Source organism: Pseudoalteromonas sp. MMG024, from assembly GCF_021654175.1.
Classification (GTDB): Bacteria; Pseudomonadota; Gammaproteobacteria; order Enterobacterales; family Alteromonadaceae; genus Pseudoalteromonas.
The window spans coordinates 1-11,992 of sequence record NZ_JAKFZO010000026.1 but is presented as its reverse complement, the minus strand read 5'-3'; the positions used below and the strand labels follow the sequence as shown (position 1 = coordinate 11,992).

Sequence of the window (11,992 nt, the reverse complement as noted above, 5' to 3'; positions counted from 1 at the left end):
TAATATGACAAGTATTGAGCGCGTACGTGTATTACTGGTAGAGGATGATGAAGACGATTATTTGCTTACGGTCGATTACCTTGAGCAAATTCCTAATTACCAATTTGATGTCACTTGGTTAAGTGACTATCAAGGTGTGCTCGATGAGTTAAAGCAGCAACCTGTCGATTTATGCTTTTTAGACTATCACTTAGGCGCTCATACGGGTTTATCTATTTTAGAAGCCGCTAAATCACTTAAGCTCAGTACTACGTTTATTATGCTTACTGGGCAATCAGACGAACGGCTTGATAAAGAAGCGCTTGCTCACGGCGCAGATGACTTTTTATTAAAATCTGAAATAAGCAGCCCACGCTTTAATCGCGCGATTTTATATGCGCTATCACGACGCGACTTGGAGAACGAGCGTTTAGAGCGCTACAAAGCCGAGGCAGATAGCCGCGCAAAAGACCGTTTTATGGCGCATTTAAGCCATGAGTTACGCACACCGCTTACTTCAATTATTGGTTACACTGAGCTGCTGCGCGACAACCGCCAACTTAGCAATATTAAGCCCGAATTAGACATTATTCATAACAACAGTCAGCATTTACTTAACTTGCTGAACGACGTACTGGATTTATCAAAAATTAATGCCAGCAGTTTAAATATAGAAAAATCACCAACCGAGCTCGGCCCGTTAATTGCCGATCTGCAAAGTTTGTTTTCAATGGAAACAAAGAAAAAAGGCATTGCGCTTAGCATAGTAGCAAAAGGCGACCTGCCGAAAGCGATTATGACAGACGCTAAAAGGCTAAAGCAGATCTTAATTAACCTTGTTTACAACGCCATCAAATTCACCCCCGAAGGCAAGGTTGAGGTGGTGTTTAAGCTGGTGCAGCAAAGCCAGAACTATTACTTGAATGTGGCTGTACAAGATACCGGTATTGGCATTGCAAAAGAAAAACAAAAGCAAATATTTAAGCCGTTTGAGCAATTACAAGACACCATTACCCGCACCTCTGAAGGTGCCGGTTTAGGGTTGGCAATTAGTGCCGCTTTAGTTGAGCTGTTTGGCGGAAAAATTGCGCTCGAATCCGAAGTAGGTGTTGGTAGTACCTTTTGTTTTGATATTGATTTAGGCACTGACATTGGTGAATGTCAACCTCTGAGCCTAGCAGCAAGCAAAAGTGATGAAAGCAACGTTTGCCCATTATCACTTAAAGGCGATGTATTAATTGTTGAAGATCTGCCCGAGATCCAAACCCTATTAAAAAACCTAATTAGTAACACAGGTGCAAAGGTTGCCTGTGCAAATAACGGGCTCGATGCCGTTAACTTAGTGTGCTCAGACGAGCAGGCGTTTGATCTTATTTTTATGGATTTGCATATGCCCGAAATGGGTGGCAGAGAGGCCATTGTTACGCTCAGAAAGCAAGGTATTAACACACCGATTATTGCCCTCACCGCAGCTGCGCAAAAAGACAATATCGATACCCTGCTAGCGCTTGGTTTTGATGGCATTATTACCAAGCCAATTAATACCGAATTGCTTTACCAGTCTCTTGAAGCGCATTTACAAGCAAAACCATGCACCAGCGAAAAGCCCGCTTCTTCCGCTAATGAAAACGCAACTAAACAGCGTATTTTAGTGGTAGAAGATGATAAAAACACCCGTGACTTAATGTGTTTGCTGTTTGATTCTCTTGGCTGTGAAAGCCACAGCGTAAGCGGTTTTAGCGAATGCTGTGCCTTGTTAGACAACGACACCGCGTTTGATACGATTTGCCTCGATTTAAACCTGGCTGATGGCTCGGGTTTAACCCTTGCAAGTGAAATAAAGGCAAGAGAGTGTTATGCCAACCTAGTTATTGTTAGCGGTAGCGAACCCCCCGCTGAAGCACTTGCCAAACACCAAATTGAGCATGTGATCTTAAAGCCTGTGTCGTTAGCGGATTTAAAACAGGTGATTTAGTGCGCTAGCTTTAAGTGATGCGCCAACTAAAATGGGGCAAGTTTTCAATAAAAACCGCCCCTTTTGTATATTATTGCAAACTAAAGCGATATTATTGCGAGCATATCTTCGTCGTCTTCATCCATGCCCACTTCTTGAAAACCAAAGCGTGAGTAAAAGTCTTTCGCTACAGGATTTTTAGGGTTATAGCATATTTCAATCTCACACAACCCCGCTGTTAACCTAATCGCGTCAAGCGCTTGATTTAATGCGATTCTGCCAATGCCTTTATTTTGATGTTTGTGATCTATCATAAAGCGCCAAATAGACACTTTTTCTGGTGATTCTTGCACCCACATAAAAAAGCCAACAGCTTGGTTATCACAATAAATTGCTTTGCAGGTATAGCCCGAGTTGTAATGCGATTCAACCAGCGACCACATATTACACGCCACGTAATCTTGCTGATCTTCTGTTACATCTAAATCACACACTAACTCATAATTTGAACTGGTTATTTCTTTAAGTACTACGTCCATATATTCTCTAACTGATATACCTAGAGAAAAATGAACTCTAGGTAAGTTTAAAAGTAACCTGAACGCGGGTTCAGGTTAAATAAAACAAGAAGTTAGTAGACCACACAGACTAATAAAGAGTTCAAAACAACTGCTAAACGACACTTGTTAAGTGCTTTAACCATTAATGATGTGTGCGCCAGTAACTTAGACGTTGGTTACTGGCATTTGATAGTTACGCGAATAAAAGCGCAAATTGATTTACAAGAAAGATGCTGGCATAAAAGATAAATGCGATTGCGCCAGCCCAAAAAATTAACGTAAATACTTTGAGAGGTTTGAACGAATTTCTTTCCGGGTGCGGGCGTAAAACAAATAACAAAGTAAAAATTGTGATAGAAATTAAGGCCGTTAAAGGCAAACTCACCACCCATTGCAAAACAGTATATGCTGGCTCACCTTTCTTCGCATTACTGTTATTCGCTGCATACAATAAAATGCAGGGAATAAAAGAAAATAATACAGCCCAAACAATGCCTTTCTTAAACCTTCTAGTCCAATCATCTTTCAAATTTTTGTCATTTCTAACGGCATCAGCCGCGGCTAAAACAACAACAGATACGGCCCCTAAGCTTGAGAACAATCCTTCGTCCATTATTTTATTCCTTGTCTAAATATTAATTATCTTTTTTGTAGCATATAACAACACTCAAGCTATTGCTATATATAATATTTCCCAATTGATATACGTGTAATTAATAGGCATAAAAAAAGCACCTTTCGGTGCTTTTTGGTAGTGCAGTAATTGGGACAGGATTAAGACTGTTTTACAACGCGAAGGTTATCTTCTACGTTTTCAACGTCGTCTGCGTTTTTAGCAATTGTGATTGCTAGTTGCTTTTCAGCTTCTGATTCAACTTCACCCTTTAAGGTAACGTTTTGGCCTTCAACATCAACGTCAATGCTCGTACCGCTAATATCTGTATCGAACAATAAGCGTGTTTTGATTACCGTTGCAATTTTTGCGTCTACAAAGTCAGACTCAATTTGACCATCGTCTTTTTCTGACTTATTTTTGCTATCTGGTAGCACTGTTAAGCGGTTTTCAACCTCTTTAACACCGTCGATACCAATAACTAACTCTTGTGCCAGCTTTTTATCAACATCGTGATTTACTTTACCCGTAAGTGTTACCACACCTTTATCTACATCGGTGTTAATATCAAACGAATTTAGCTGTGTATTGAAAAGTAAGGTTGCTTCAGCTTTACCATCAATCCAAGCGTCGCTTGCTTCTTTTTCCCACTGGTTGTCTTTCGCGTTTACTGAAAGAGCAGTTGTAGATAAAACAGTAACTAGTGCAAGTGTATTAAATGTACGATTCATAATAAATTTCCTTTTTGCTGAGTTCGATTTACTTAATGCACTTCACATGCCAGAATTTTTAACATTAAATATCAGTAACTTAAATAAATTAAGACATTTACCAATGTAGCATTTACATAACCAGTGTGAAAAAAATCCATGTACGTTTTACACAAATACACAGTGCCACTATTACAAAAACCTCACAACACCTTAGCCTTACTCAATTTAGCTACGCTGGCATATAAACTGCGTAACCCAAAGTAACGTCATTACATTATTAAAGGAGCAGTTATGTCGATTACATTGGAGAAGTTTTGGTCTCTTATAAATGAAAAGCTCACCCACTGGCTTGAAATAACCATAAAGAATTTGCCCAACCTGGTGATTGCACTCGTAATCTTTATCGTATTTTTAATGTTATCCAAATGGATATCGGGCTGGGTAAAGAAGTTACTTAACCGTATTTTTGAATCATCGCAAATTGCTGGCCTTATTACAGGCATTTGTCGCATGGTGATTATTGTAATTGGTTTCTTTTTCGCACTCGACATTATGGGGCTCTCAAAAGCGGTAGCATCATTACTTGCAGGTGCAGGTATTATTGGCCTTGCTATTGGCTTTGCTTTTCAAGATATGACGGAGAACCTAATTGCCGGCATTGTAATGGGTATTCGTAAACCCTTTCGCGTTGGCGACATAATAGAAGCAGGCGATACCTTTGGCACGGTTGAGCGTATTAACCTGCGCAATACCTTAATAGAGAACTTTTATGGACAAATGGCCATAGTGCCCAACAAAATCCTGTTTAAGAACGAGCTATTAAATTACTCGCGCCTACGCAAACGTCGTATTGAAATACCTGTGGGGATTTCTTACGCAGACGATGTAGATAAAGCACGAGACGTGCTTACCGATGCTATTAATGATCTTGATGGCGTAATTAAACAATCTGAAACTGCAGTGTATGCCAGCGAGTTTGCTGACAGCTCAGTAAACCTGCTTGTATGGTTTTGGATAGACTACCCAGGCGAGGTTGGCTTTATGGAAATGCGCCACAAAGCGGTTGCTACTATTCATAAAACACTTGAGCAAAACGACATCCTTATTCCGTTCCCAATCCGTACGTTAGACTTTAACGCAAAGGGTGGCCACTCTTTGCAAGATATACAGAGTCAAGATAAGTAAAAACTTCATAGTGCCTGTAAATGTGTCGCAGGCACTTTTCCATAAAAACCGACAAGCACTTGATTTTAATTGATTTTATTTTTGGCACACGCCATGCATTAATAGATTGAACCGTTAAGAAAATTGAAAAGGAGCATTTATGTCAAACTCAAATTACAACTTAACCCCGGTAAAAGAGCTTGTGAAAGTTTTAAATGGCGGTATCGAATTTTATAAAGAAGCCAAATCAAAAGTTTCTAGCCAAAGTCTTGAAATCATCTTCGAGCGCATGATTTCTGAGAAAGAGCGTGCCGCGGCTGAATTACAACCTTTAGTAGTGCTTGATGAAGGTGAAGTCGAAACGGATAACGATTTCATGGTGTCATTACGTGAAACATACACAAAAGTGCTCTCGGTGATAAGCACAGACAAAGAGCACACGTACATCTCACAACTTGAAGAAGTAGAGGACCGCGTTCTTGAAAAAATTGAGGCAGCACTAGAAGAGCCTCTGCCAGCGCCTTACTTCAGTACGCTTAAGCTGATTCAAAACAGCATGCAAGCGTGTCACGACGAGATGAAAGCACTACAAGAAGTAACCGCTTAATATTTTGAACTTAACCCAAATTAAGGAGGATGTATGCTTGGTTGGTCACTTACATTTATTGTTTTAGCCATTGTTGCCGCTCTTTTAGGATTTGGTGGCATTGCAGGCGCCGCAGCGAGTATCGCGAAGATTTTGTTCTTTGTATTTGTCGCTCTGTTAGTTCTGTCGCTAATTTTACCCAAAATAAGGGCGCCCAAGGCCTAAGCGGGCCGTAAAACCGCTATTACTCAATTAATTTTATAAGGAAAAATATCATGAAAACATTAATGACAATGACAAAAGTAATTGCACTTGGTGCCGTATTTACATTAACGGGTTGTTCTGAAGGCCCAGCAGAAGATGCCGGCGAGCGTATTGACGAAGCCATCACTGACGCGCAAAACAAAGCAGAAGATCTGTGTGAAAAAGCGAAAGAAGAGATTGGCACTGAAGAACAAAACTGCTAATAGCTTTGCAACCACAGAATTTATTAATCTGATTTAAACCCCAACGAGTAGGCCTAAGCGACTATCATCATCCCCTGATAGTCGCTTTTTTTATTTTAAAATTTAAACCACACCACGTCGTCAAACCATAACATCTAAAAAATAACTCTCTGATATTTCATACTTTAATAGATTTATGATTCAACCACTGTTCAAAATAAGTTAAAAATACTTTTACCTGCATTGGTAAATATTGCCTGCTTGCATAAATGGCTTGTACGCCCACAACTTCAGTATCGCTGTGGTTAAACCCTCGTACGTATTCATCTAATAGCAATACAAGCTTGTTGTTAGAGAGATCTTCTCTTATGTCGATCAACGATTTAAATGCTATGCCATGACCTTGAACTGCCCAATGCCTTATTACTTCACCATCAGAGCACGATAAATGCGGTGCTACCTTTATTAACTGCCGTTTGTTATTAATTTCAAAGTACCACTCGTTTAGTGGTTGTCCTGAGCGCTCTAAAATCAAACATCGATGCTTTAATAACTCTTTCGGGTGTTGCGGTAATCCATAATTTTTTATGTAATCGGGCGAGGCACATAGCACTCGTCGATTTTTAGCTAACGGCCTACTAATAAGGTTACTGTCTGGTAAATTACCAAACCTAAAAGCGATATCTACCCCTTCATCGATGATGTTAATTAAGCTGTCAGTTAACATTAAATGAGGTGAGACATCTGGGTGAATACTGCTAAATTCTGCAAGGGCGGGGGCTACATATTGTCGGCCGAAATCAGATGTTGCCGATATTCGTAAATGTCCTCGCAAGGTGTCTTGCGATTCTTGAAGCATGTTTTCCGTATTTTCTACCTCTTCAATTACACGTAAACAGCCAGCATAAAAACGTTCACCAACATCAGTTAACGAGATACTTCGTGTATTTCGCGTCAATAACCTCGTGCCGTAACGCATTTCAATTTGGTTAATGCGTGCTGTCATGCTTGCAGGTGAAAGCCCTAATTTTCGTCCAGCTGCCGCCAATCCTCCCGCTTTTACAACGTGAACAAACAACGCCATATCATCAATTTTAGCCATAATTCTTCAGTTATTCTGAATAGTGATTTAACTCTACGAACAATTATCAACTTAGTCAAAATAGTTAAACTGAATACATCGCTTTAAGGAGGTTGATATGCAATTTAATCACGCACTATTGCTAGCATCGGATTTAGATGAAATGTCTCAGTTTTTAATACGAGCACTTGGTTTGCAAAAAGGACGACGTCCGCCATTTGGTTTTGCAGGTGTTTGGTTGTATGACGAGCTCAATGTGCCTTGTATCCACATTGCAAAAAGAGATGACATTAACCCTGAGCAATCTTTTTATTTAGGGCACAACGAAAAGCATAGTTCAATACCGAGCTTGCCAACGGTAGATCATTTAGCGTTTACCTCAAATAACTATCAAATGATAAAAGAACGTTTAACAAGGTTAAACATGCCATTTGTTGAACGAGAAATCCCCGAAGCAAACGAACATCAAGTATTTATTAAAGGTCCTGATGGCCTAAAAATCGAAATTCTATTTTCGAGCAATGACATTCACTCATAAGGTTAAGAATATGAAAAACGCATTATTTAACACCGGTAAACTTGGCAACCTTAATACCAATAATAAAGTGGTGATGGCACCTATGACGCGTTCTCGTACCGCGCAACCTGGTGACATTCCAACGGACTTAATGGCAACTTACTATGCACAACGGGCAAGTGCAGGCTTTATCGTCTCGGAGGCCACCCAAATTTCTGCACAAGGCAAAGGATATTCTTTTACGCCCGGTATTTATACACAAGCCCAGATCGACGGTTGGAAAAAAGTAACCCATGCAGTGCATAACAACGGAGGCATTATTTTTTCTCAGCTGTGGCATGTGGGCCGCATGTCACATTCTGTGTTTCATCAAGATGGATTACCCGTTGCTCCAAGCGCCTTAGCACCTGATGCACAAGTATGGATAGTCGGTGATGATGGCGTTGGCCGTATGCTTGACTGCCCTACTCCACGCGCATTATCCACACAAGAAATTAAAGACATTGTTGCCGACTACCGCAAAGCGGCAGCAAACGCGATAGAAGCAGGATTTAACGGTGTAGAAGTGCATGCAGGAAACGGTTATTTAATTGACCAGTTTTTACGCTCTACATCTAATAAACGTGATGACGAATATGGTGGCAGCTTAGAAAACCGTATTCGCTTTGCATTAGAGATCATCAAGGCTATTAGTGATGAAATAGGTGCTGAGCGCACAGCGATAAGGTTAGCGCCATTTATAACCCAAAGAGGCATGAACGACCCAGAAGCAATCGATGCTATTTTATTGTTAGCAAAGTATTTTGACGAATTGGGCATTGCTTATATTCACCTTGCCGAGGCTGATTGGGATGACGCCCCGACTGTTACAGACACGTTTCGCCAGCAACTTCGTAAAAATTTTTCTGGTGCAATTGTTGTCGCTGGTAATTACACGCCCGAAAAAGCAAACGAACTTATAAACGATAATTTAGTTGATTACGTTGCATTTGGTCGAAAGTTTCTAGCAAACCCCGATTTACCTTATCGCTTAGAGAACAACCTACCGTTAAACGAAATTTCAGATCCAAGCTCTTTGTTTGGTGGTGATGAACGTGGGTACACCGACTACCCTATTTACGGCGAGCAATAAGCATTCAACGGCAATCGGACTGAAGGTTGAACTTAACCTTCAGTTTTGTATAAGCAAGTTTGAACGTCGCTATTTATTATCTCAAGCTGTAGTGAATAATAAGACGTGCTAAAAAGGGAACCTAAGTTTATGTAACTAGGTTAGAAAATAATGCACCCACGCTATCGTTGGCAGACAATAACCGGGCACATTATGTTAAGGAACTGATTTAACAATTATGGCAATGAGTAGCGCAAAATGCGCTTAACTACCGAACCATATTGTTTGAAAAAACTACCTGTGTTGTATTGAATACCGTGTTCACGAAATACTTTTTGCACTTTAGGTGCAATTTCACGGTAACGTTTTGCAGGCATATCTGGAAATAAATGGTGCTCTATTTGAAAGCTTAAGTGCCCAGTTAGAACATGAAACCACTTACTCCCTTTAATATTTGATGAACCCAATGCTTGACGGTAATACCACTGCCCTTTTGTCTCGTTTTCGCATTCTTTTTCACTGAATGTTTTAACATCGCCAGTAAAGTGGCCACAAAAGATAATAGTTGATGTCCATAAGTTACGTAGCAAATTGGCAATTAGATTACCCACTAATACCCATAAAAAGAATGGCCCTGCTAACAGTGGGAAAATTAGATAGTCTTTAATTAATTGGCGCGCGCCTTTACTAAAAAACCGTGTTTTTAGTTCGCTGTGTGGCACTTTATAATCGCGGTTCTCATTTTTCTTACCAAAAAACACACGCTCAGCGGCAAGCTCGTGATACGACACGCCCCACTGAAATAACACACTTAAATTTAGGTAAGTGATAAATTGCCAAAGGTTTTTTACTCGCCAGCGAAAGTCATTTGATAAGCGTAATAAACCATAACCAAAGTCGCGATCTTTACCGATAATATTGGTATAGGTGTGATGCTCAAAGTTATGTACACGGTTCCAGCTTTTACCATCGCAGGCAATATCCCACTCGTACGCTTTAGAGTTAATGTGCTTGTCGTTCATCCAGTCGTACTGGCCGTGCATTACGTTATGACCAATTTCCATATTGTCGAGTATTTTAGCCGTTGCAAGGGCAAGCACACCAACAAGCCAAAGCCACGGCGTAACAAAGCCAAGCACCAATAAAATGCGCCCCGACCATTCTAAAATCCGCTGAATAAAGATTACACGGCGAATGTAATTTGCGTCTTGCTCACCCACTTTCGCCATGGTTGATGCTTGAATATCATTTAGCTGCTTGGCTAATAAATCATAATTTGGTTCTGCTACTGTGTTCACGCTTTAAACTCCACATCTGACACCACTTGCGATACACATAATTGAATTAACTCTTCACCGTAATCTGATAATTTACCGGTGCGCATATCTCGCACTACGCCTTTTTTCTTTACGCATTGGCATTGATGGCAAATACCCATGCCACAGCCATAAGGCACATTAATCTTGTTTGCTTGAAACTGCGTTAAAAGCGGCTGTTGGTTGTCGGCTGTAAATTTAATGCCGCCATGATCCACCTGAAAATGCGCTTTTTCATCACTCAGTAGGTGCAAATTAACTAACGAGAAATGTTCACTTGAAACGGATAACTGATGGGCTTCTGCATAATTTTGAATAGTTTTATAAAAATCATTTGGCCCACACACCAGCCACTTTGAATTATGAAACTCGGATAGCTTTTCAATAACATCGCCATCACTACTTCGACTAAATAAGGTAAAGGTAAAATAGGGTAAGCGATTGCTTAAGCTCTCAAGCTCTGCAACCAGTAAATGCTCACTTGGTTTTGCGTAGTACACCAAATGAATAGGATTTACTTGTTCGTGTAAATTTTGATGCAACATCGCAATAAATGGCGTAATGCCTGAGCCAGCAGCAAACAGAGTAACCGCACCGCTCTGCGGTAATAAAAACGTTCCCTTTGGTTTTGAAATATTAACCCACGAATTAACCTGTAAGCGCGATAAATAAGGGGTAAATGCGCCTGCACCTTGCTGCTTCACCACTAAACGAATTACCCCTTCGTGCATCGCCTGATTTGGACTTGAAGCAATAGTAAATACACGCGTTACTAATCGGCCGTTTATCTCTAACGTTAGTTCAATGTGCTGCCCCGCTTTATGAGTTGGCCAACGGGACTCTGTTTTTAACTCAATCGCAAGTGTTCGATTAGCAATAGCCTGAACTGCAACCACTTTGGCTCGATAATAACCATCGCGCCAGCTTGGCTTAAATAATTGAATTACAGGCTCAATATATCCCGCCATCGATGTGTGATGGAAAAACTGTTTACTGAACCAATTAGAAAGTGGGTTTAACAAAACATTCATATTTTAGGCTTACACATGTACGCTCAATCAGCGCACAAGTGTACGCTGAACAGGTGTTTTTTTTCAAGCCCCTCAACAGGTAAAAATAGAGTTTTTACTTTAGAAACCTAAGCGAGCACTCTTTTCCCCTAGCTGCTAACACATGCCTTTTATGAGTTTAAAACCAAATAAAACAACAAGTTAAAACTTTAAACGCTTGATAAACCAGCTATTAAAACAGCGTTTTTCACATAGGATTATTTTTAAAAAATTTTGATGGGTTTGGTTTGAAAAAAATCTTCTACTTGGGAGTTTAAGAAAATAATTGGAGTTCACTTTGTAATATCTGAGTATATAAACTCACCTAACTCCAGAATTCCAATTTTAAGATTTAATCGAGTTTCAATAGCTTGAATAATGAACTTGTTTTTGTCGAAATCAGGTATGTATAAACTCAGCTAACTCCAGAATCTGAACTTAGATTAAATTGATTAAAACAGTTAATTAGGCTAATTAAACCGAAAAAATGGCAGCTTCTTTTTCTAAATTAGCGTTATTTTTATCGATTATTTTTTCAGTATATTTGAGGCTTAGATTTGTTGAGAATGACGGTTTTGAGCGTTCAAAAGATTCTCACCTATCGCTATTAACCAAGTTCTCAAAAACAGATGTTTCAACTAACACGTTTTCCCACAAAACGTGTTTATGGAATGCCGCAAAAGAGCGAATTGCAGCCTTTGAATAAACTATTCCATTTCCATATCAAATTTTTCGTTGTTAGAAGTAAAAATCATGCCTATTCGATTTCTTAATGATTATTTCCCCCTTAATAATATTAACAGGCAATTTGCCTGTTTTCTGCAACTTACAAAATGTTAATTTTCAAATAACTATCTGACTAGTAACAACTAATTATTAGTGTTATAAATTGCTTTAGAATGT

Annotated in this window: 13 protein-coding genes; 7 read left to right on the top strand and 6 right to left on the bottom strand. The window is 39.7% G+C overall.

What is annotated here, in order from left to right; translation table 11 throughout:
• Positions 1-4: 4 nt before the first annotated feature.
• Complete coding sequence (locus L1068_RS18895) at positions 5-1,954, top strand: response regulator (protein WP_237131458.1); 1,950 nt, start codon at positions 5-7, stop codon at positions 1,952-1,954.
• An 80-nt stretch (positions 1,955-2,034) separates the two neighbouring features.
• Here L1068_RS18895 and L1068_RS18890 read toward each other — a convergent pair whose 3' ends face one another.
• From L1068_RS18890 to L1068_RS18880, 3 genes are all read right to left on the bottom strand, one after another.
• A complete protein-coding gene (locus tag L1068_RS18890; RefSeq protein WP_237131457.1) occupies positions 2,035-2,472 on the bottom strand; it encodes a GNAT family N-acetyltransferase in 438 nt (145 codons plus the stop codon).
• A gap of 214 nt (positions 2,473-2,686) precedes the next feature.
• Complete coding sequence (locus L1068_RS18885; protein ID WP_237131456.1) at positions 2,687-3,106, bottom strand: hypothetical protein; 420 nt, start codon at positions 3,104-3,106, stop codon at positions 2,687-2,689.
• Positions 3,107-3,267: 161 nt separating this feature from the next.
• Entirely contained in the window at positions 3,268-3,837 is a 570-nt protein-coding gene (locus L1068_RS18880; protein WP_237131455.1) for a BON domain-containing protein, read from the bottom strand.
• Positions 3,838-4,110: 273 nt separating this feature from the next.
• Here L1068_RS18880 and L1068_RS18875 point away from each other — a divergent pair, with 273 nt between their 5' ends.
• The 4 genes from L1068_RS18875 (at position 4,111) to L1068_RS18860 (ending at position 6,036) form a co-directional block, all read left to right on the top strand.
• Positions 4,111-5,004, top strand: a complete 894-nt coding sequence (locus L1068_RS18875) for a mechanosensitive ion channel family protein (protein WP_237131454.1) — start codon at positions 4,111-4,113, stop codon at positions 5,002-5,004.
• A 139-nt stretch (positions 5,005-5,143) separates the two neighbouring features.
• Positions 5,144-5,590: a PA2169 family four-helix-bundle protein gene (locus L1068_RS18870; protein WP_237131453.1), complete on the top strand. Its 447-nt coding sequence runs from the start codon at positions 5,144-5,146 to the stop codon at positions 5,588-5,590.
• A gap of 33 nt (positions 5,591-5,623) precedes the next feature.
• Complete coding sequence (locus tag L1068_RS18865) at positions 5,624-5,794, top strand: DUF1328 family protein (RefSeq protein WP_082428442.1); 171 nt, start codon at positions 5,624-5,626, stop codon at positions 5,792-5,794.
• Positions 5,795-5,856: 62 nt separating this feature from the next.
• Entirely contained in the window at positions 5,857-6,036 is a 180-nt protein-coding gene (locus tag L1068_RS18860; protein ID WP_232732431.1) for a hypothetical protein, read from the top strand.
• Between the two features lie 157 nt (positions 6,037-6,193).
• Here L1068_RS18860 and L1068_RS18855 read toward each other — a convergent pair whose 3' ends face one another.
• The gene (locus L1068_RS18855) at positions 6,194-7,117 is read right to left on the bottom strand and encodes a LysR family transcriptional regulator (RefSeq protein ID WP_237131452.1); all 924 of its coding nucleotides are present in this window, start codon (positions 7,115-7,117) and stop codon (positions 6,194-6,196) included.
• A 97-nt stretch (positions 7,118-7,214) separates the two neighbouring features.
• On the opposite strand from L1068_RS18855, the gene L1068_RS18850 reads away from it, so the two are divergent.
• Positions 7,215-7,634, top strand: coding sequence for a VOC family protein (locus tag L1068_RS18850; protein WP_237131451.1), 420 nt, complete (start codon positions 7,215-7,217; stop codon positions 7,632-7,634).
• A gap of 10 nt (positions 7,635-7,644) precedes the next feature.
• On the top strand, positions 7,645-8,745 hold the full coding sequence (locus L1068_RS18845) for an alkene reductase (protein ID WP_237131450.1): 1,101 nt from the start codon (positions 7,645-7,647) through the stop codon (positions 8,743-8,745).
• A 215-nt stretch (positions 8,746-8,960) separates the two neighbouring features.
• On the opposite strand, the gene L1068_RS18840 is transcribed toward L1068_RS18845, so the two are convergent.
• Together L1068_RS18840 and L1068_RS18835 are read right to left on the bottom strand one after the other, a co-directional pair.
• Positions 8,961-9,953 (bottom strand): acyl-CoA desaturase, encoded by a 993-nt coding sequence (locus L1068_RS18840; protein WP_237131497.1) that lies wholly within the window; start codon positions 9,951-9,953, stop codon positions 8,961-8,963.
• A gap of 65 nt (positions 9,954-10,018) precedes the next feature.
• A complete protein-coding gene (locus L1068_RS18835) occupies positions 10,019-11,071 on the bottom strand; it encodes an iron-sulfur cluster-binding domain-containing protein (protein WP_237131449.1) in 1,053 nt (350 codons plus the stop codon).
• Positions 11,072-11,992: the final 921 nt, after the last annotated feature.

What these genes read in the sequence shown, in the direction of transcription:
- L1068_RS18845 (WP_237131450.1), top strand. Translation starts at nt 7,645, where the DNA reads ATGAAAAACGCATTATTTAACACCGGTAAACTTGGCAACCTTAATACC.
- L1068_RS18880 (WP_237131455.1), bottom strand. Translation starts at nt 3,837, where the DNA reads ATGAATCGTACATTTAATACACTTGCACTAGTTACTGTTTTATCTACA.
- L1068_RS18850 (WP_237131451.1), top strand. Translation starts at nt 7,215, where the DNA reads ATGCAATTTAATCACGCACTATTGCTAGCATCGGATTTAGATGAAATG.
- L1068_RS18870 (WP_237131453.1), top strand. Translation starts at nt 5,144, where the DNA reads ATGTCAAACTCAAATTACAACTTAACCCCGGTAAAAGAGCTTGTGAAA.
- L1068_RS18835 (WP_237131449.1), bottom strand. Translation starts at nt 11,071, where the DNA reads ATGAATGTTTTGTTAAACCCACTTTCTAATTGGTTCAGTAAACAGTTT.
- L1068_RS18865 (WP_082428442.1), top strand. Translation starts at nt 5,624, where the DNA reads ATGCTTGGTTGGTCACTTACATTTATTGTTTTAGCCATTGTTGCCGCT.
- L1068_RS18860 (WP_232732431.1), top strand. Translation starts at nt 5,857, where the DNA reads ATGACAATGACAAAAGTAATTGCACTTGGTGCCGTATTTACATTAACG.
- L1068_RS18840 (WP_237131497.1), bottom strand. Translation starts at nt 9,953, where the DNA reads ATGGCGAAAGTGGGTGAGCAAGACGCAAATTACATTCGCCGTGTAATC.
- L1068_RS18855 (WP_237131452.1), bottom strand. Translation starts at nt 7,117, where the DNA reads ATGGCTAAAATTGATGATATGGCGTTGTTTGTTCACGTTGTAAAAGCG.
- L1068_RS18895 (WP_237131458.1), top strand. Translation starts at nt 5, where the DNA reads ATGACAAGTATTGAGCGCGTACGTGTATTACTGGTAGAGGATGATGAA.
- L1068_RS18885 (WP_237131456.1), bottom strand. Translation starts at nt 3,106, where the DNA reads ATGGACGAAGGATTGTTCTCAAGCTTAGGGGCCGTATCTGTTGTTGTT.
- L1068_RS18890 (WP_237131457.1), bottom strand. Translation starts at nt 2,472, where the DNA reads ATGGACGTAGTACTTAAAGAAATAACCAGTTCAAATTATGAGTTAGTG.
- L1068_RS18875 (WP_237131454.1), top strand. Translation starts at nt 4,111, where the DNA reads ATGTCGATTACATTGGAGAAGTTTTGGTCTCTTATAAATGAAAAGCTC.